Origin of the sequence: Mesorhizobium sp. B2-5-11, from assembly GCF_006440835.1 — a bacterium.
Classification (GTDB): Bacteria; Pseudomonadota; Alphaproteobacteria; order Rhizobiales; family Rhizobiaceae; genus Mesorhizobium.
Genome location: NZ_VFUK01000001.1, coordinates 1,165,265 through 1,181,287, shown reverse-complemented (window position 1 = coordinate 1,181,287; position 16,023 = coordinate 1,165,265). Strand labels below are relative to the sequence as shown.

General features: G+C 62.5%; 26 protein-coding genes. All 26 read right to left on the bottom strand.

What is annotated here, in order from left to right; genetic code table 11:
• Nucleotides 1–97 precede the first annotated feature (97 nt).
• Nucleotides 98–706, bottom strand: coding sequence for an adenylate kinase (locus FJ490_RS06055; RefSeq protein WP_140561135.1), 609 nt, complete (start codon nucleotides 704–706; stop codon nucleotides 98–100).
• Complete coding sequence (secY, locus tag FJ490_RS06050) at nucleotides 703–2,043, bottom strand: preprotein translocase subunit SecY (RefSeq protein WP_140501275.1); 1,341 nt, start codon at nucleotides 2,041–2,043, stop codon at nucleotides 703–705. The genes FJ490_RS06055 and secY overlap by 4 nt, the downstream gene beginning before the upstream one ends.
• Before the next feature lie 190 nt (nucleotides 2,044–2,233).
• Nucleotides 2,234–2,707, bottom strand: coding sequence for a 50S ribosomal protein L15 (gene rplO, locus FJ490_RS06045; RefSeq protein WP_140501273.1), 474 nt, complete (start codon nucleotides 2,705–2,707; stop codon nucleotides 2,234–2,236).
• Between the two features lie 22 nt (nucleotides 2,708–2,729).
• Nucleotides 2,730–2,927, bottom strand: coding sequence for a 50S ribosomal protein L30 (rpmD, locus tag FJ490_RS06040; RefSeq protein ID WP_006205449.1), 198 nt, complete (start codon nucleotides 2,925–2,927; stop codon nucleotides 2,730–2,732).
• A 24-nt stretch (nucleotides 2,928–2,951) separates the two neighbouring features.
• Nucleotides 2,952–3,515, bottom strand: coding sequence for a 30S ribosomal protein S5 (rpsE, locus tag FJ490_RS06035; RefSeq protein WP_006333394.1), 564 nt, complete (start codon nucleotides 3,513–3,515; stop codon nucleotides 2,952–2,954).
• Nucleotides 3,516–3,662: 147 nt separating this feature from the next.
• Nucleotides 3,663–4,022 (bottom strand): 50S ribosomal protein L18, encoded by a 360-nt coding sequence (gene rplR / locus FJ490_RS06030; protein ID WP_140501271.1) that lies wholly within the window; start codon nucleotides 4,020–4,022, stop codon nucleotides 3,663–3,665.
• A gap of 139 nt (nucleotides 4,023–4,161) precedes the next feature.
• Nucleotides 4,162–4,695, bottom strand: a complete 534-nt coding sequence (rplF, locus tag FJ490_RS06025; RefSeq protein ID WP_140501269.1) for a 50S ribosomal protein L6 — start codon at nucleotides 4,693–4,695, stop codon at nucleotides 4,162–4,164.
• 91 nt (nucleotides 4,696–4,786) lie between these two features.
• Entirely contained in the window at nucleotides 4,787–5,185 is a 399-nt protein-coding gene (gene rpsH / locus FJ490_RS06020; protein WP_006205453.1) for a 30S ribosomal protein S8, read from the bottom strand.
• Between the two features lie 12 nt (nucleotides 5,186–5,197).
• On the bottom strand, nucleotides 5,198–5,503 hold the full coding sequence (gene rpsN, locus FJ490_RS06015; protein WP_013895695.1) for a 30S ribosomal protein S14: 306 nt from the start codon (nucleotides 5,501–5,503) through the stop codon (nucleotides 5,198–5,200).
• A gap of 27 nt (nucleotides 5,504–5,530) precedes the next feature.
• Nucleotides 5,531–6,109, bottom strand: a complete 579-nt coding sequence (gene rplE / locus FJ490_RS06010) for a 50S ribosomal protein L5 (RefSeq protein WP_023717521.1) — start codon at nucleotides 6,107–6,109, stop codon at nucleotides 5,531–5,533.
• Nucleotides 6,102–6,416, bottom strand: a complete 315-nt coding sequence (rplX, locus tag FJ490_RS06005) for a 50S ribosomal protein L24 (RefSeq protein ID WP_006205456.1) — start codon at nucleotides 6,414–6,416, stop codon at nucleotides 6,102–6,104. Before rplX ends, rplE begins: the two co-directional genes overlap by 8 nt.
• Before the next feature lie 12 nt (nucleotides 6,417–6,428).
• Complete coding sequence (gene rplN / locus FJ490_RS06000; RefSeq protein WP_006205457.1) at nucleotides 6,429–6,797, bottom strand: 50S ribosomal protein L14; 369 nt, start codon at nucleotides 6,795–6,797, stop codon at nucleotides 6,429–6,431.
• A gap of 85 nt (nucleotides 6,798–6,882) precedes the next feature.
• Nucleotides 6,883–7,122, bottom strand: a complete 240-nt coding sequence (gene rpsQ, locus FJ490_RS05995; RefSeq protein WP_010909280.1) for a 30S ribosomal protein S17 — start codon at nucleotides 7,120–7,122, stop codon at nucleotides 6,883–6,885.
• A gap of 11 nt (nucleotides 7,123–7,133) precedes the next feature.
• Nucleotides 7,134–7,334 carry a 50S ribosomal protein L29 gene (rpmC, locus tag FJ490_RS05990; protein WP_006205459.1) on the bottom strand — a complete coding sequence of 67 codons (201 nt, stop codon included), beginning with the start codon at nucleotides 7,332–7,334 and terminating at the stop codon, nucleotides 7,134–7,136.
• A gap of 13 nt (nucleotides 7,335–7,347) precedes the next feature.
• Entirely contained in the window at nucleotides 7,348–7,761 is a 414-nt protein-coding gene (rplP, locus tag FJ490_RS05985; protein WP_027026963.1) for a 50S ribosomal protein L16, read from the bottom strand.
• 27 nt (nucleotides 7,762–7,788) lie between these two features.
• Nucleotides 7,789–8,517: a 30S ribosomal protein S3 gene (gene rpsC, locus FJ490_RS05980; protein WP_140501263.1), complete on the bottom strand. Its 729-nt coding sequence runs from the start codon at nucleotides 8,515–8,517 to the stop codon at nucleotides 7,789–7,791.
• Nucleotides 8,517–8,906: a 50S ribosomal protein L22 gene (rplV, locus tag FJ490_RS05975; protein ID WP_006205462.1), complete on the bottom strand. Its 390-nt coding sequence runs from the start codon at nucleotides 8,904–8,906 to the stop codon at nucleotides 8,517–8,519. Before rplV ends, rpsC begins: the two co-directional genes overlap by 1 nt.
• A gap of 2 nt (nucleotides 8,907–8,908) precedes the next feature.
• Nucleotides 8,909–9,187 (bottom strand): 30S ribosomal protein S19, encoded by a 279-nt coding sequence (gene rpsS / locus FJ490_RS05970; protein ID WP_006205463.1) that lies wholly within the window; start codon nucleotides 9,185–9,187, stop codon nucleotides 8,909–8,911.
• A gap of 16 nt (nucleotides 9,188–9,203) precedes the next feature.
• Nucleotides 9,204–10,037, bottom strand: a complete 834-nt coding sequence (gene rplB, locus FJ490_RS05965) for a 50S ribosomal protein L2 (RefSeq protein ID WP_140501261.1) — start codon at nucleotides 10,035–10,037, stop codon at nucleotides 9,204–9,206.
• A 22-nt stretch (nucleotides 10,038–10,059) separates the two neighbouring features.
• The gene (locus tag FJ490_RS05960) at nucleotides 10,060–10,353 is read right to left on the bottom strand and encodes a 50S ribosomal protein L23 (RefSeq protein WP_006205465.1); all 294 of its coding nucleotides are present in this window, start codon (nucleotides 10,351–10,353) and stop codon (nucleotides 10,060–10,062) included.
• Nucleotides 10,350–10,970 (bottom strand): 50S ribosomal protein L4, encoded by a 621-nt coding sequence (gene rplD / locus FJ490_RS05955; RefSeq protein WP_140501259.1) that lies wholly within the window; start codon nucleotides 10,968–10,970, stop codon nucleotides 10,350–10,352. Before rplD ends, FJ490_RS05960 begins: the two co-directional genes overlap by 4 nt.
• Nucleotides 10,970–11,698: a 50S ribosomal protein L3 gene (gene rplC, locus FJ490_RS05950; protein ID WP_140501257.1), complete on the bottom strand. Its 729-nt coding sequence runs from the start codon at nucleotides 11,696–11,698 to the stop codon at nucleotides 10,970–10,972. The genes rplD and rplC overlap by 1 nt, the downstream gene beginning before the upstream one ends.
• 61 nt (nucleotides 11,699–11,759) lie before the next feature.
• Nucleotides 11,760–12,068: a 30S ribosomal protein S10 gene (gene rpsJ, locus FJ490_RS05945; RefSeq protein ID WP_006205468.1), complete on the bottom strand. Its 309-nt coding sequence runs from the start codon at nucleotides 12,066–12,068 to the stop codon at nucleotides 11,760–11,762.
• A 66-nt stretch (nucleotides 12,069–12,134) separates the two neighbouring features.
• On the bottom strand, nucleotides 12,135–13,310 hold the full coding sequence (gene tuf, locus FJ490_RS05940; protein WP_140515452.1) for an elongation factor Tu: 1,176 nt from the start codon (nucleotides 13,308–13,310) through the stop codon (nucleotides 12,135–12,137).
• 65 nt (nucleotides 13,311–13,375) lie between these two features.
• Nucleotides 13,376–15,466, bottom strand: coding sequence for an elongation factor G (gene fusA, locus FJ490_RS05935; RefSeq protein WP_140501638.1), 2,091 nt, complete (start codon nucleotides 15,464–15,466; stop codon nucleotides 13,376–13,378).
• Between the two features lie 29 nt (nucleotides 15,467–15,495).
• On the bottom strand, nucleotides 15,496–15,966 hold the full coding sequence (gene rpsG, locus FJ490_RS05930; RefSeq protein WP_008875664.1) for a 30S ribosomal protein S7: 471 nt from the start codon (nucleotides 15,964–15,966) through the stop codon (nucleotides 15,496–15,498).
• Nucleotides 15,967–16,023: the final 57 nt, after the last annotated feature.

Genomic DNA, 16,023 nt, shown 5'->3' with positions numbered 1-16,023 from the left:
AAAACGGCTGCCCCGCCCTTGCGGGCAAGCAAACTCCATGCCTGACAGGAAGACGGGCCGCCATACCCCAGCGGACCGCTTCAGTCAAGCACAATCGCTATTTGGCCGCGGCGGCCTGTTTCACCGTCGCCGCGAGCACGGCTTCGATCTCCGACGTCACGGCATCGATACCAGCCATGCCGTCCACGCTCTTCAGCCGGCGCTTGGCATAATAATAGCCGATCAGCGGAGCGGTCTTCTTGTAATATTCCCGCAGGCGCTCCTCGAACACCGCCGGATTGTCGTCCTTGCGCACCGGCTGACCGGCTGCCTTGGCCTCATCGGCGCGCTTGACGATGCGGCCGACCAGCGCCTTGTCATCGACGACAAGCTCGATGACGGTGTCGAGCGCGATGCCACGTTCGTCAAGCATCGATTCAACCGCATCAGCCTGCACCAGCGTACGCGGGTAGCCGTCGAGGATGAAACCATTGGCGCAATCGGGCTGGTCGATGCGCTCGGCCACGATGGCGTTGACGATGGCATCCGAGACCAACTCGCCGGCATCCATGACCGCCTTGGCGCGCTTGCCGACTTCGGTACCGGCCTGGACCGCGGCGCGCAGCATGTCGCCCGTGGAAAGCTGGGGGATGCCGTGTCTCTCTACCAGTCTTTGTGCTTGTGTCCCCTTGCCCGCTCCTGGCGGCCCAAGCAAAATCAACCTCATCTGGCTTTCTTCCCCCCGCGCAGCTTCGACTTCTTGATCAGGCCTTCATATTGGTGCGCGATCAGGTGGCCCTGAATCTGCGCAACCGTGTCGAGCGTGACACTGACCACGATCAGAAGCGATGTGCCACCAAGGTAGAATGGTACGCCAGTCGCCGAGATCAGGAACTCCGGCAGCAGACAGACCAGCACCAGATAGATGGCACCGACGACAGTGATGCGGGTAAGAACGTAGTCGATATAGTCGGCGGTGCGCTCGCCCGGACGGTAGCCGGGGATGAAGCCGGAGTGCTTCTTGAGCTGGTCGGCGGTGTCCTTCGGGTTAAAGACGATCGCGGTGTAGAAGAAGGCGAAGAACACGATCATCGCCGCGTAGAACAACATATAGAGCGGCTGGCCATGGCCGAGCGAGGCCAGGATGGTGCTGGCCCAGGCCGGCATGTTCGTGGTCTGCGAGAAGCCGGCGACGGTGGCCGGCAGCAAGAGCAGCGACGAGGCGAAGATCGGCGGGATGACGCCCGACGTGTTGAGCTTGAGCGGCAGGTGAGAAGTGTCGCCCTGGAACATGCGATTGCCGACCTGACGCTTCGGATACTGGATCAGCAGACGCCGCTGGGCGCGCTCGAAGAAGACGATGAGCGCGATGACGACGATGGCCAGCACGATGATCGCCAGGATCAGGCCGGTCGACAGCGCTCCGGTGCGGCCGAGTTCCAGCGTGCCGGAAATGGCATGCGGCAGGCCGGCGACGATGCCGGAGAAGATGATCAGCGAAATGCCGTTGCCGATGCCGCGCGCGGTGATCTGCTCGCCGAGCCACATCAGGAACATGGTGCCGCCGACCAGCGTGACGACGGTCGAGATGCGGAAGAACATGCCGGGATCGCTGACGATGCCGTTGCCGCCTTCAAGCCCGACCGAAATACCATAGGCCTGCACCAGCGCCAGGAGCACCGTGCCGTAGCGCGTGTACTGGTTGATGACCTTGCGGCCCTGCTCGCCTTCCTTCTTTAGCGCTTCCAGCGACGGGATGACCGAGGTCATCAGCTGCATGATGATGGAAGCGGAAATGTAAGGCATGATGCCGAGCGCGAAGATCGCCATGCGTTGCACGGCGCCGCCGGCGAACATGTTGAACATGCCCAGCACGCCCTTGCTCTGCGAAGAGAAGGCCTGCGCGAAGGCATCGGGATTGATGCCGGGAAGCGGGATGTAGGTGCCGAGGCGGTAGACGAGCAGCGCGCCGACGGTGAACCAGATTCGTTTCTTCAGGTCCTCCGCTTTGGCGAAGGCTGAGAAATTCAGATTCGAGGCTAGTTGTTCAGCAGCCGAAGCCATGCCCGATTCTCCGCTTGGTCACGCTTGATGGCCCTAAGGTCAGGCGGCGCGTGTCACCGAAGCTCACGAGATAAGCTCCGGACTGTAAACATGCAAGCGGCCGCGTTGACGCGGCCGCCATATTGAACAGGTCGAAGCGTGATCGAAAGCAAAACCGGATCGGCCTTGCCGAGCGCGCTTCAAATTGCTGTTACTCGGCGGCCGCCTCTTGCGGCAGCTTGACCGAACCGCCGGCCTTTTCGATCTTCTCGATCGCGGCCTTGGAGGCCCCGGCGACGTCAAAGGCGAGCTTCGCCTTGAGATCGCCGTCCGACAGCACGCGCACGCCGTCCTTCACGCGACGGATGACGCCGGCGGCTACCAGCGCCTCGGCCGTCACGGTCGCCTTCGCATCGAGCTTCTTGGCGTCTACAGCGGCCTGGATACGGGCCAGCGAGACGACGGTGAAGCTCTTGGCGAAGATGTTGTTGAAGCCACGCTTCGGCAGGCGCCGATAGAGCGGCATCTGGCCACCCTCGAAGCCGTTGACGGCGACGCCGGAGCGCGCCTTCTGGCCCTTGACGCCGCGACCGGCAGTCTTGCCGGAACCGGAGCCGATGCCGCGGCCGAGACGCTTCTTCGAATGCGTCGCGCCGTCCTTGTCACGCAGATCGTTGAGTTTCATCTTGCTTCTCCTGCGCCTGTGCTCAGCCCTCGTCCACGACGCGGACGAGATGCTGGACGGCAGCGATCATGCCGCGCACGGAAGGCGTATCTTCCAGCGTGCGCTGCTTGTGCATCTTGTTGAGGCCGAGGCCGACCAGCGTCGCGCGCTGTTCCTTCGGGCGGCGGATCGGCGAACCGATCTGCTCAACGGTGATGGTCTTGGTTGCTTTCTTGGCCATGGTCAAAATCCCTGGTCAGATCGACTATTCTTCAGCCGCGACGGCGGTGCCGCGGCGGGCCTGAAGGGTCGAATACTTGATGCCGCGCGCGGCAGCCACATCCTTGGGATGCATCTGGCTCTTCAGCGCGTCGAAAGTGGCGCGAACCATGTTGTAAGGGTTCGACGAACCCATCGACTTGGCGACCACGTCATGCATGCCGAGCGTCTCGAAGACGGCACGCATCGGGCCGCCGGCGATGATGCCGGTACCTTGCTTGGCGGCGCGCAGGAGAACACGGCCGGCGCCCCAGCGTCCCTCGACATCGTGGTGCAGCGTGCGGCCCGAGCGCAGCGGCACGAAGATCATGTCGCGCTTGGCCGATTCGGTTGCCTTGCGGATGGCTTCCGGCACTTCGCGCGCCTTGCCGTGACCGAAGCCGACGCGGCCCTTCTGGTCGCCGACGACGACGAGTGCTGCAAAACCGAAGCGGCGGCCGCCCTTGACGACCTTGGCGACACGGTTGATGTGGACGAGCTTGTCGACCATGCCGTCATCGCGTTCTTCACGATCGCGGCCGCGGCCGCCATCCCTACGTTCCTGTGCCATATCCTGTTCCTTGTTCTTTTCCGGAAGCACGGGTTGCTGAATGCCGACGCCTCATTGCGGGTCGCCGACGGTGAAAATCATCACTCCCTTGCATGATCCGTTTCGAAAAGTCTGCAACTTTCTGCCGACTTTCGGTCCGGATCAGGCTTAGAAGCTCAAGCCGCCTTCACGAGCCGCCTCGGCCAGCGCCTTGACGCGGCCGTGATAGATGTACGGGCCGCGGTCGAAGACGACTTCCTTGACTCCCGCCTTGGCGGCACGCTCGGCGATCAGCTTGCCAATCGCGGCAGCGGCAGCGGTATCTGCACCGGTCTTGAGCGAACCCTTGAGGTCCTTCTCGAGGGTCGAGGCGGCAGCGATGGTGTGGCCCTTGGCGTCGTCGATGACCTGGACGTAGATGTTCTTCGACGTGCGGTGAACCGACAGGCGCGGACGCTCGCCGGCGACCTTCTTGATCTGGCGGCGGACGCGCTGCGCGCGGCGCTGAGTGGCTTCCTTGGTACCCATGATGGTCTTCCTTGCCTTCAGAAAACGGGGGCCGCCCTGTGCGGTAGGCGAAAGCGCCTCCCGCGACCGCTCCCCGCGGCGTTACACTTCCTGGCTTGGCCCCTTCCGAAAAGTCTGCACCTTCCCGGGGCCAAACCCACTACTTCTTCTTGCCTTCCTTGCGGACGATCTTCTCGCCTGCGTAGCGGACGCCCTTGCCCTTGTAGGGCTCGGGACCACGGTATTCGCGGATTTCCGCAGCCACCTGGCCGACCTGCTGCTTGTCGATGCCGGCCACGGTGATTTCGGTCGGCTTCGGCACGGTGATGGTGATGCCTTGCGGCGTCTCGTAGACGACGTCGTGGCTGAAGCCGAGCGCCAGCTGCAGGTTCTTGCCCTGCAAGGCGGCGCGATAGCCGACGCCGGTGATCTCGAGCTTCTTCTCGAAGCCGTCCTTGACGCCCTGCAGGATGTTGACGATCTGCGTGCGCGACATGCCCCACTTGGAGCGGGCGGTCTTGGACTGGTCGCGCGGCTCGACAGCTATCTCGCTGCCTTCCATCTTGACCAGCACTTCGTCGTTGACCACGAACTTCAGCTCGCCCTTGGGGCCCTTCGCCGTCACGGTCTGGCCGTTGACGGTCGCGGTCACGCCCTGCGGCAGCGAAACGGGTTTCTTTCCAATACGAGACATTTTGTTGTCCTCGTCACTTCTCTTGTTTCAGGTCTCTGTCTTCGGAACGATCCGAAGACCGGATTCCATTTTTCGGGATCACGCTGCCGGATCAGAAGATCTGGCAGAGGATCTCGCCACCGACGTTCTGTTCGCGCGCTTCGTGGTCGGCCATCACGCCCTTCGGCGTCGAAAGGATGGCGATACCGAGGCCGTTGGCGACATGCGGGATCGACTTGGCCGAAACGTAAACGCGGCGGCCCGGCTTCGAGACGCGGGCGATTTCGCGCACGACCGGCGCTCCATCGAAATACTTCAGCTCGATCTCGATTTCGGACTTGCCGTTGTCGAAGTCGGTCTGGCTGTAGTCGCGGATATAGCCTTCAGCCTTCAGCACGTCGAGGACGCGGGTGCGCAGACGCGAGGCCGGCGTCGACACGCTCGACTTCTTGCGGCCATAGGCGTTGCGGATGCGGGTCAGCATATCGCCGAGAGGATCGCTCAATGACATATTATGTCCTCCTTACCAGCTCGACTTGACCAGGCCCGGGATCTGGCCGTTATTGCCGAGATCACGAAGCGCGATGCGCGATACTTTGAGCTTGCGATAGTAGGCACGCGGACGGCCGGTGACTTCGCAGCGGTTGCGGATGCGGATCTTGGCCGAGTTGCGCGGCATGGCGGCAAGCTTGAGCTGAGCGCGGAAGCGCTCCTCCATCGGCTTGGACTGGTCCATGATGATCGCCTTCAGGGCAGCGCGCTTGGGACCGTACTGGTCGGCAAGCTTGCGGCGCCTGTTGTTCTTCTCGACTGAGCTGGTCTTTGCCATTTCAGATTTTTCCTTTTCTCGCTGCCGTTACTGGCGGAAGGGGAAGTTGAAGGCCTTGAGCAGTGCCCTGGCTTCGTCGTCCGTCTTCGCAGTCGTACAAACGATGACGTCCATGCCCCAGATCTGATCAACCTTGTCGTAGTTGATCTCCGGGAACACGATGTGTTCCTTGATGCCCATGGCGTAGTTGCCACGGCCATCGAAGCTCTTCGGATTCAGTCCGCGGAAGTCGCGGACGCGCGGCAGCGCGATGTTCACGAGGCGGTCGAGGAACTCGTACATGCGTTCCTTGCGCAGCGTGACCTTGGCGCCGATCGGCATCTTCTCGCGGACCTTGAAGCCTGCGATCGAATTGCGGGCGCGGGTGACGACGGCCTTCTGGCCGGCGATCATCGCCAGATCCTCGGCCGCGATCGAAGGCTTCTTCGAATCGCCGGTCGCTTCGCCAACGCCCATGTTCAGCACGATCTTGTCGATGCGCGGAACCTGCATCTCGTTGTCGTAGCCGAACTGCTCCTGCAAGGCCTTGCGGATGGTCTCGTTGTAGACCTGCTTGAGGCGCGGCGTGTTCTGGGCAGTCGCCTGCTTGGTTTGAGCCTTAGCCATTGATGACTTCTCCCGAGCGCTTGGCGACGCGCACCTTCTTGCCGTCCTTCTGGAAGATGAAGCCGACGCGGGTCGGCTTGCCATCCTTGGGGTCGGCCAGCGCGATGTTCGACAGCTGGATCGGCGCTTCCTTGGTGATGATCCCGCCCTCTTGGGACTGGGACTGCTTCTGGTGACGACGGATCATGTTGACGCCGCGCACCAGCGCGGTGTCGTCCTTCGGCTGAACCGACAGGACTTCGCCCGAACGGCCCTTGTCCTTGCCAGCCAGCACGACGACCTTGTCGCCTTTTCTAATCTTCTGCATTGGTCCGGCTCCTTACAGCACTTCAGGCGCGAGCGAGATGATCTTCATGTGGTTCTTGGCGCGGAGTTCGCGCGGAACCGGTCCGAAGATACGCGTGCCGATCGGCTCTTTCTTGTTGTCGACGAGAACGGCCGCGTTCTTGTCGAAACGGATCACGCTGCCGTCCGGGCGGCGGATGTCCTTGGCCGTGCGAACCACGACCGCTTTCATCACATCGCCCTTCTTCACGCGGCCGCGCGGGATGGCTTCCTTGATCGACACCACGATGATGTCGCCTACGGAAGCGTATTTCCGCTTCGAGCCGCCCAGCACCTTGATGCACATGACACGACGGGCGCCGGAATTATCCGCGACGTCGAGGTTTGTTTGCATCTGAATCATGACTGGCCGCCTTCTTCTTTTCTAACGGGACGGGTTCTTCACCCCTCCCCGGTCTGTCCAAAATTCGTTTGTTTACGCCCAGAGATCAGGCTTGGTCCGAAGACACGACGATCCAGCGCTTGTCCTTGGAAATCGGCTTCGATTCCTGGATGAACACCTGATCGCCAACCTTGTGGGCGTTGTTCTCGTCGTGCGCCTTGTACTTCTTGGTCATGCGCACGGTCTTCTTCATCACGGGATGCGTGAAGCGCCGTTCGACCTTGACGACAACCGTCTTCTCGTTCTTGTCGCTGACGACGGTGCCCTGCAGAATGCGCTTTGGCATGGTTTTCGTCCTTAAGCCTTCTTAGCCGCGGACTTTTCCGCAGCGATGGTCTTGATACGCGCAATGTCCTTGCGGACCTGCCTCACGCGCGCGGTCTTTTCGAGCTGGCCGGTCGCCTTCTGGAAGCGCAGGTTGAACTGCTCTTTCTTCAGGCTGGCCAGGTCGTCGGTCAGCTGGTCCTGGGTCTTGGTCCGGATGTCTTCGGCTTTCATGATCAGCCCGTCCTTATTCTGCGATGCGCTGTACGAAGCGCGTCCTGACCGAGAGCTTGGCCGCGCCGAGACGCAGTGCCTCACGGGCGGTTTCTTCGTTGACGCCGTCGATCTCGAACATGATCCGGCCCGGCTTGACGCGCGCCGCCCAGTAGTCGACCGCGCCCTTGCCCTTGCCCATGCGGACTTCGGTCGGCTTCGAGGTGACCGGCAGATCCGGGAAAATACGGATCCAGACACGGCCGGCGCGCTTCATCTCGCGGGTGATCGCGCGGCGGGCCGCTTCGATCTCGCGCGCGGTGACGCGGTTCGGCTCAAGCGCCTTCAGCCCGAAACCACCGAAATCCAGGTTGGTCCCGCCCTTGGCGGTACCGTGGATACGGCCCTTGAACTGCTTGCGGAACTTTGTGCGCTTTGGCTGCAGCATCGTTCTAACTCCAAATTCCTAAATGTCTCAGGCGTTTTCGCGACGACGACCGCGTTCGCGATCACCACCACCACCGCCATGCGCATGATCGCCCTCGGTCGCGCGGCGCTCCGAAGCCATCGGGTCGTGCTCGAGGATCTCGCCCTTGAACACCCACACCTTGACGCCGCAGATGCCGTACGCCGTATTCGCCTCGGCCGTGCCGTAGTCGACATCGGCGCGCAGCGTGTGCAGCGGCACGCGGCCTTCGCGGTACCATTCCATGCGCGCGATTTCGGCGCCGCCGAGACGGCCCGAGCAGTTGATGCGGATGCCTTCGGCACCGAGGCGCATCGCCGACTGCACGGCACGCTTCATGGCGCGGCGGAACGCGATGCGGCGCTCGAGCTGCTGGGCGATCGACTGGGCGACCAGGGTCGCGTCGATTTCCGGCTTGCGCACTTCCACGATGTTGAGGTGCGTCTCGGACTTGGTCATCTCCATCAGCTTCTTGCGAAGCTTCTCGATGTCGGCGCCCTTCTTGCCGATGATCAGACCCGGGCGCGCGGCATGGATGGTGACGCGGCACTTTTTGTGCGGACGCTCGATCACGACCTTCGAGATGGCAGCCTGCTTGAGCTCCTTCTCGAGGTACTTGCGGATCTTGATGTCCTCATGCAGCAGCTTGCCGTACTCGCCGGTGTTCGCGAACCAGCGCGAATCCCAGGTGCGGTTGATGCCGAGGCGAAGACCGATCGGATTGACTTTCTGGCCCATTATGCGGCCTCCCCTTTTTCTTCGACTTCACGAACGACGATCGTGAGGTGCGAGAACGGCTTCTCGATGCGGCTGGCGCGACCACGGCCCCGGGCATGGAACCGCTTCATGACGATCGACTTGCCGACATAGGCTTCCGCCACGATCAGCGCATCGACGTCGAGGTCGTGGTTGTTTTCCGCGTTGGCGATCGCCGATTCCAGCGTCTTCTTGACCGTGCCGGAAATCCGCTTGGCCGAGAATTCCAGGTCGGAAAGCGCTGTCGCGACCTTCTTGCCGCGGATCAGCGCGGCAACCAGGTTCAGCTTCTGCGGGCTGATACGGATCGTGCGCAGTACGGCGCGCGCTTCGTTGTCAGCAAGCCTGCGCGGAGCTTTGGCCTTGCCCATGATTATTTCCTCTTCGCCTTCTTATCCGCGCCGTGACCGTAATAGGTCCGCGTCGGAGCGAATTCACCGAACTTGTGACCGACCATGTCCTCGTTCACCGAGACGGGAACATGCTTCTGGCCGTTGTAGACACCGAAGGTGAAGCCGACGAACTGCGGCAGGATGGTGGAGCGACGGCTCCACATCTTGATCACCTCATTGCGACCACCTTCACGAACCTTGTCCACCTTCTTGAGAAGGTAGCCGTCGATGAAGGGGCCTTTCCAAATAGAACGAGTCACTTGGCGTTACCTCTTCTTAGCTCTTGCGCTGATGGCGCGAGCGCAGGATGAACTTGTCGGTCGCCTTGTTGGACCGCGTCTTCTTGCCCTTGGTCGGCTTGCCCCACGGCGAGACCGGATGGCGGCCACCGGAGGTGCGGCCTTCACCACCGCCATGCGGGTGGTCGACCGGGTTCATGGTCACGCCGCGATTGTGCGGGCGCTTGCCACGCCAAACCGTGCGGCCGGCCTTGCCGTCGTTGATGTTGCCGTGGTCCGGGTTGGACACGGCACCGACGGTAGCCATGCAGGAGCCGTGAACGACACGCTGCTCGCCCGAGTTGAGGCGCAGGATCGCCATGCCCTGGTCGCGGCCGACGAGCTGGGCGTAACCGCCAGCCGAACGGGCGACCTGGGCGCCCTTGCCCGGCTTCAGCTCGATGTTGTGGACGATCGTGCCGACCGGCATCGAGGCCAGCGGCATCGCATTGCCCGGCTTCACGTCGACCGCTTCGCCAGCCACGATCTTGTCGCCGGCGGCAAGGCGCTGCGGAGCGATGATGTAGGACAGCTCGCCATCGTCATACTTGATCAGCGCGATGAAGGCGGTGCGGTTCGGATCGTATTCAATGCGCTCGACCGTGCCGACGACGTCGAACTTGCGGCGCTTGAAATCGATGATGCGGTACGAACGCTTGTGACCGCCGCCGATGAAGCGTGCAGTGATGCGGCCGTAATTGTTACGGCCGCCCGACTTGGTCAGGCCCTCGGTCAGACCCTTGACGGGCTTGCCCTTGTAGAGGCCCGAGCGGTCGACGATGACCAGCTGACGGGTGCTCGGCGTTATCGGGTTGAATTTTTTAAGTGCCATTGTCCTGTCCTCGCGGCCTTGCTCAGAGACCCGTCGCGACGTCGATCGACTGGCCGTCGGCCAGCGTCACTACCGCCTTCTTGACGTCGCTCTGGCGGCCGATCGTGCCGCGGAAGCGCTTGATCTTGCCCTTGCGGACAAGCGTGTTCACGGCCATCACCTTGACGCCGAACAGCGCTTCGACGGCGGCCTTGATTTCCGGCTTCGACGCCTTCTTGGCGACGTTGAAAACGACCTGGTTCTGCTCGGAAGCCATGGTCGACTTTTCGGTGATCGCCGGGCTGACGATTACGTCGTAGTGACGAAGGTCGGTCATTTAAAGCGCTCCTCGAGAGCCTCGACGGCGGCCTTCGAAAGGACCAGCGTGCCGCGGCGCAGAATGTCGTAGACGTTGATGCCCTGGATGGGCAGCACGTCGATGTTCGGGATGTTGGTCGCGGCCAGCTTGAAGTTCCGGTCGAGCTCGGCGCCACCAATCACCAGGGCGTTCGTCAGGCCCAGCGTCGCGAAATTCGCGATCAGCGCCTTGGTCTTTGCCTCGGTCAGCTTCAGCTCGTCGATGACGATGATCGACGCGCTCTTGGCCTTGGCCGAGAGAGCATGCTTGAGGCCGAGCGCGCGGACCTTCTTCGGCAGCTCGTGCTCGTGGCTGCGAACGACCGGGCCGTGAGCCTTGCCGCCGCCGCGGAACTGCGGAGCGCGTGCCGAATGGTGACGGGCGCGGCCCGTACCCTTCTGTTTGTACATCTTGGCGCCGGTGCGCGCGATCTCGGCGCGGCCCTTGGCCTTGTGCGTGCCCTGCTGCTTCTTGGCGAGCTGCCAGCGCACGACGCGCTGCAAAATGTCCTCGCGCGGATCAAGGCCGAAAATCTCCTCGGAGAGTTTCACCTTGCCGGCGTCCTTGCCGCCCAGCGTTGTGATCTTGAGATCCATTATTCCGCTCCCTCTGTGGCCGGAGCCTCATTCTTCGTGCCCATACCGGCAGCAACTGGGCGGATCGCGGCGGGCTTCGGCGCATTGGCCGGAAGCGCCACCTTGGCGGCGTCGCGAACCAGGATCCACGCACCCTTCGACCCGGGAACCGCGCCGCGGATCAGGATCAGGCCGCGGTCGGCATCGGTCGAGACGATCTCGACGTTCTGTGTGGTGACGCGCGTGTCGCCCATGTGGCCGGCCATCTTCTTGCCCTTGAACACCTTGCCGGGGTCCTGGCGCTGGCCGGTCGAGCCGTGCGTGCGGTGCGAGACCGAGTTACCGTGGGTCGCGCGGCCACCACCCATGTGGTGGCGCTTGATGACGCCCTGGAAACCCTTGCCGATCGTCGTGCCGGTGACGTCGACCTTCTGGCCGGCGACGAAATGCTCGACGGTGATCTCGGCGCCGACATCGATCATGTTGTCGGCGGAGACGCGGAACTCGGCAAGCTTGGCCTTCGGCTCGACGGAAGCGGTCGCGAAATGGCCGCGCATCGCCTTCGACGTGTTCTTCACCTTGGCAAGGCCAACGCCGAGCTGAACGGCGGTGTAGCCATTCTTCTCCTGCGTGCGCTGCGCCACGACCTGGCAGTTCTCCATCTGGAGAACGGTGACGGGAACATGTTCCCCGGCATCGTTGTAGATGCGGGTCATTCCCACCTTCTTTGCAATCACACCTGAACGCATCGGTTCAATTCCTTTAGAGTTCCGGGCCAGGGGCACCGCCCCTTACCGCGCTCTCATTCCCTTAGAGCTTGATCTCGACGTCGACACCGGCGGCCAGATCGAGCTTCATCAAAGCATCGACGGTCTGCGGGGTCGGATCGACGATATCGAGCAGACGCTTGTGCGTGCGCATCTCGAACTGCTCGCGGCTCTTCTTGTCGACGTGAGGCGACCGGTTGACCGTGAACTTTTCGATCCGCGTCGGCAGCGGAATGGGGCCGCGGACGTTGGCACCGGTGCGCTTGGCCGTCGACACGATTTCGCGCGTCGAGGCGTCGAGCACCCGGTGATCAAACGCCTTCAGGCGGATGCGGATATTCTGTCCGTTCATGCGTCACTTCCTTGTTCTGGCGCGGCGCGGGCACCCGCGCCCGCGACAGATCGGTTTAAGTCCAAATTACTCTTTGATGGTGACGACGATGCCGGCACCGACGGTGCGGCCGCCTTCACGGATGGCGAAGCGCAGCTTCTCTTCCATGGCGATCGGCACGATCAGCTCGACGTCGACCGTGATGTTGTCGCCAGGCATCACCATCTCGGTGCCGGCCGGCAGCGACACGATGCCGGTCACGTCGGTGGTGCGGAAGTAGAACTGCGGACGGTAGTTGGTGAAGAACGGCGTGTGACGGCCACCCTCGTCCTTGGTCAGGATGTAGGCTTCGGCCACGAACTTCTTGTGCGGCTTCACCGAACCGGGCTTGGCCAGAACCTGGCCGCGCTCGACACCTTCACGGTCGACACCGCGCAGCAGCGCGCCGATGTTGTCGCCCGCCTGGCCCTGGTCGAGCAGCTTGCGGAACATCTCGACGCCCGTGCAGGTCGTCTTGGTGGTCGGACGGATGCCGATGATCTCCAGCTCCTCGCCGACCTTGACCACGCCGCGCTCGACGCGACCGGTCACGACCGTGCCGCGGCCCGAGATCGAGAACACGTCCTCGATCGGCATCAGGAACGGCTTGTCGAGCGGACGAACCGGCGTCGGGATGTAGGCGTCGACCTGAGCCATCAGCTCGCGGATCGCGTCCTCGCCGATCTTCTTGTCCGAATCTTCCAGAGCCGCCAGCGCCGAACCCTTGACGATCGGAATGTCGTCGCCGGGGAACTCGTTCTTGGTCAGCAATTCGCGAACCTCGAGCTCGACCAGCTCAAGCAGCTCGGCATCGTCGACCTGGTCGACCTTGTTCAAAAACACCACGATCGACGGCACGCCGACCTGGCGGGCCAAAAGGATGTGCTCGCGGGTCTGCGGCATCGGGCCGTCGGCGGCCGACACAACCAGGATCGCGCCGTCCATCTGCGCGGCACCGGTGATCATGTTCTTCACATAGTCGGCGTGGCCGGGGCAGTCGACATGGGCGTAGTGGCGGTTCTCCGTCTCGTACTCAACGTGAGCCGTCGAAATCGTGATGCCGCGCGCCTTCTCTTCCGGCGCCGCGTCAATCTGGTCATAGCGCTTGTATTCGCCAAAATACTTGGTGATCGCTGCCGTCAAAGACGTCTTGCCATGATCAACGTGGCCAATCGTGCCGATGTTCACATGCGGCTTGGTGCGCTCGAATTTACCTTTTGCCATGTGATGTCTCCATTCCTGCTCGCCCGTACGGGCTCTTAATTAAGTTGCCGCAGCACCCTGCCGGGTTACGCGTATTTCTTCTGGACTTCCTGGGCGACCGCGGTCGGGACCGGCTCGTAATGGTCGAACTGCATCGTGTAGGCCGCACGGCCCTGGCTCATCGAGCGCAGATTGTCGACGTACTTGAACATGTTGGCGAGCGGCACCATCGCGTTGATGACGACTGCCACGCCGCGGGCTTCCTGGCCCTGGATCTGGCCACGACGGCCGTTGAGGTCGCCGATGACACCGCCGACATAATCTTCCGGCGTCACGACCTCGACCTTCATGATCGGCTCGAGCAGCTGCACGCCGAGCTTCGGCGAAGCTTCCATAAAGCAAGCGCGGGAAGCGATTTCGAATGCGAGCACCGAAGAGTCGACGTCGTGGAAAGCGCCGTCGATCAAGGTAGCCTTGACGCCGATCATCGGGAACCCGGCAAACGGGCCGGAACCCATCTTGCTCAGCAGGCCCTTCTCGACACCCGGGATGTATTCCTTCGGCACAGCGCCGCCGACGATCTTGGATTCGAACACGAAATCCTCGCCATCGGGGTTCGGCTCGAACACGATCTTCACGCGGGCGAACTGCCCGGTACCACCGGTCTGCTTCTTGTGCGTGTAGTCCTGCTCGTGCCTGCGGGTGATCGTCTCGCGATAAGCCACCTGCGGCGCACCAACATTGGCCTCGACCTTGAACTCGCGGCGCATGCGGTCGACGATGATGTCGAGGTGCAGCTCGCCCATGCCGGAAATGATGGTCTGGCCGCTTTCCTCGTCGGTCTTGACGCGGAAGGACGGATCCTCGGCAGCCAGGCGATGCAGCGCGAGGCCCATCTTTTCCTGGTCGTTCTTGGTCTTCGGCTCGATCGCGATCTGGATGACCGGATCGGGGAATTCCATACGCTCGAGGATGACCGGATGAAGCGGATCGCACAGCGTATCGCCGGTGGTCGTGTCCTTGAGACCTGCGAGAGCGACGATGTCGCCGGCATAGGCCTCTTCAACGTCGGCACGGGAATTCGCATGCATCTGCAGCATGCGGCCGATGCGCTCTTTCTTGCCCTTCACGGTGTTGTCGACCGAGATGCCCTTGGTGAGCTTGCCCGAATAGATACGGGCAAAGGTCAGCGAACCGACGAACGGGTCGTTCATGATCTTGAACGCCAGCATCGACAGCGGCTCGTTGTCGTCGGCGTGACGCTCGATCTCGGCGTCGGTCTTGGCATCGACACCCTTGATCGCGGGCACATCGGCCGGCGACGGCAGGTATTCCACGACGGCGTCGAGCAGAGGCTGCACGCCCTTGTTCTTGAATGCCGAGCCGCAGAACATCGGGAAGAACTTGACCGCGATGGTGCCCTTGCGGATCAGCGCGCGGATCTCGTCATTCGACGGCATCTTGCCTTCGAGGTAGTTCTCAAGAGCCGTCTCGTCCATCTCGACGGCGGCCTCGATCATCTTCTCGCGGTATTCCTCGGCGCGGGCCTTGAGGTCGGCCGGGATCTCGACGACGTCCCAGGCAGCGCCCAGCGTCTCGTCGCGCCAGACCAGCGCGTTCATCTCGACCAGGTCGACGACGCCCTTGAATTCGGTCTCGGCGCCGATCGGCAGCTGCATGACGACAGCCTGCGCACCGAGGCGCGAGCCGATCATCTCGACCGAGCGGTAGAAGTCGGCGCCGGTCTTGTCCATCTTGTTGCAGAAGATCATACGCGGCACGCGGTACTTGTCGGCCTGGCGCCAGACGGTTTCCGTCTGCGGCTCCACACCGGCATTGGCGTCGAGCAGCGCGATGGCGCCGTCAAGCACGCGCAGCGAACGCTCGACCTCGATGGTGAAGTCGACGTGTCCGGGCGTGTCGATGATGTTGAAGCGGTGCATCTTGCCGTCACGGCCCTTCCAGAAGGTCGTGGTCGCGGCCGACGTAATCGTGATGCCGCGCTCCTGCTCCTGCTCCATCCAGTCCATGGTCGCGGCGCCGTCGTGCACTTCGCCGATCTTGTGCGACTTGCCCGTGTAATAGAGGACGCGCTCGGTGGTCGTCGTCTTGCCGGCGTCGATATGCGCCATGATACCGAAATTGCGGTAGTCTTCGATTTTATATTCGCGAGCCATCGTAACTGCCTCTCAGTCTCTTTCGCGCTTTACCAGCGGTAGTGCGCGAAGGCGCGGTTGGCTTCAGCCATCTTGTGGGTGTCTTCACGCTTCTTCACTGCGGTGCCGCGGTTGTTGGCCGCGTCCATCAGCTCGCCGGAAAGGCGGTCGACCATGGTGGTCTCGTTGCGGTTGCGGGCCGCGGCGATCAGCCAACGAATGGCCAGCGCCTGACGGCGCTCGGGGCGCACGTCGACCGGAACCTGGTAGGTGGCGCCGCCGACGCGACGCGAACGCACTTCCACATGCGGCGCGACATTGTCGAGCGCCTGATGGAAGACGGTGACCGGCTCCTGCTTGGTCTTCGACTGGACCTGGTCGAGCGCGCCGTAGACGATGGTCTCGGCAACCGACTTCTTGCCGTCATACATGACGGCGTTCATGAACTTGGTGACGATCAGATCGCCGAACTTGGGGTCCGGATTGATCTCACGCTTTTCTGCACTGTGACGACGGGACATGGCTTTTGTCTCTCAATCTCTCATAGCCCGGCGCAATCAAAAAAGCGCCGAAGCCGG

What these genes read in the sequence shown, in the direction of transcription:
- rplO (WP_140501273.1), bottom strand. Translation starts at nt 2,707, where the DNA reads ATGAAACTCAACGATCTGCGTGACAAGGACGGCGCGACGCATTCGAAG.
- rplB (WP_140501261.1), bottom strand. Translation starts at nt 10,037, where the DNA reads ATGGCACTTAAAAAATTCAACCCGATAACGCCGAGCACCCGTCAGCTG.
- rplX (WP_006205456.1), bottom strand. Translation starts at nt 6,416, where the DNA reads ATGCAGAAGATTAGAAAAGGCGACAAGGTCGTCGTGCTGGCTGGCAAG.
- rplF (WP_140501269.1), bottom strand. Translation starts at nt 4,695, where the DNA reads ATGTCTCGTATTGGAAAGAAACCCGTTTCGCTGCCGCAGGGCGTGACC.
- rpsQ (WP_010909280.1), bottom strand. Translation starts at nt 7,122, where the DNA reads ATGCCAAAGCGCATTCTGCAGGGCACCGTCGTCAGCGACAAGAACGAG.
- rplV (WP_006205462.1), bottom strand. Translation starts at nt 8,906, where the DNA reads ATGGGCAAGGCCAAAGCTCCGCGCAGGCTTGCTGACAACGAAGCGCGC.
- rpsJ (WP_006205468.1), bottom strand. Translation starts at nt 12,068, where the DNA reads ATGAACGGACAGAATATCCGCATCCGCCTGAAGGCGTTTGATCACCGG.
- rplD (WP_140501259.1), bottom strand. Translation starts at nt 10,970, where the DNA reads ATGGATCTCAAGATCACAACGCTGGGCGGCAAGGACGCCGGCAAGGTG.
- rplR (WP_140501271.1), bottom strand. Translation starts at nt 4,022, where the DNA reads ATGGGTACCAAGGAAGCCACTCAGCGCCGCGCGCAGCGCGTCCGCCGC.
- rpsE (WP_006333394.1), bottom strand. Translation starts at nt 3,515, where the DNA reads ATGGCACAGGAACGTAGGGATGGCGGCCGCGGCCGCGATCGTGAAGAA.
- tuf (WP_140515452.1), bottom strand. Translation starts at nt 13,310, where the DNA reads ATGGCAAAAGGTAAATTCGAGCGCACCAAGCCGCATGTGAACATCGGC.
- rplC (WP_140501257.1), bottom strand. Translation starts at nt 11,698, where the DNA reads ATGCGTTCAGGTGTGATTGCAAAGAAGGTGGGAATGACCCGCATCTAC.
- rplN (WP_006205457.1), bottom strand. Translation starts at nt 6,797, where the DNA reads ATGATTCAGATGCAAACAAACCTCGACGTCGCGGATAATTCCGGCGCC.
- rpsG (WP_008875664.1), bottom strand. Translation starts at nt 15,966, where the DNA reads ATGTCCCGTCGTCACAGTGCAGAAAAGCGTGAGATCAATCCGGACCCC.
- rplE (WP_023717521.1), bottom strand. Translation starts at nt 6,109, where the DNA reads ATGGCTAAGGCTCAAACCAAGCAGGCGACTGCCCAGAACACGCCGCGC.
- rpsC (WP_140501263.1), bottom strand. Translation starts at nt 8,517, where the DNA reads ATGGGCCAGAAAGTCAATCCGATCGGTCTTCGCCTCGGCATCAACCGC.
- fusA (WP_140501638.1), bottom strand. Translation starts at nt 15,466, where the DNA reads ATGGCTCGCGAATATAAAATCGAAGACTACCGCAATTTCGGTATCATG.
- rpmD (WP_006205449.1), bottom strand. Translation starts at nt 2,927, where the DNA reads ATGGCCAAGAAAGCAACCAAGACCATCACCGTTGAGCAGATCGGTTCG.
- FJ490_RS05960 (WP_006205465.1), bottom strand. Translation starts at nt 10,353, where the DNA reads ATGACCGACCTTCGTCACTACGACGTAATCGTCAGCCCGGCGATCACC.
- rpsN (WP_013895695.1), bottom strand. Translation starts at nt 5,503, where the DNA reads ATGGCAAAGACCAGCTCAGTCGAGAAGAACAACAGGCGCCGCAAGCTT.
- rpsH (WP_006205453.1), bottom strand. Translation starts at nt 5,185, where the DNA reads ATGTCATTGAGCGATCCTCTCGGCGATATGCTGACCCGCATCCGCAAC.
- secY (WP_140501275.1), bottom strand. Translation starts at nt 2,043, where the DNA reads ATGGCTTCGGCTGCTGAACAACTAGCCTCGAATCTGAATTTCTCAGCC.
- rplP (WP_027026963.1), bottom strand. Translation starts at nt 7,761, where the DNA reads ATGCTGCAGCCAAAGCGCACAAAGTTCCGCAAGCAGTTCAAGGGCCGT.
- rpmC (WP_006205459.1), bottom strand. Translation starts at nt 7,334, where the DNA reads ATGAAAGCCGAAGACATCCGGACCAAGACCCAGGACCAGCTGACCGAC.
- FJ490_RS06055 (WP_140561135.1), bottom strand. Translation starts at nt 706, where the DNA reads ATGAGGTTGATTTTGCTTGGGCCGCCAGGAGCGGGCAAGGGGACACAA.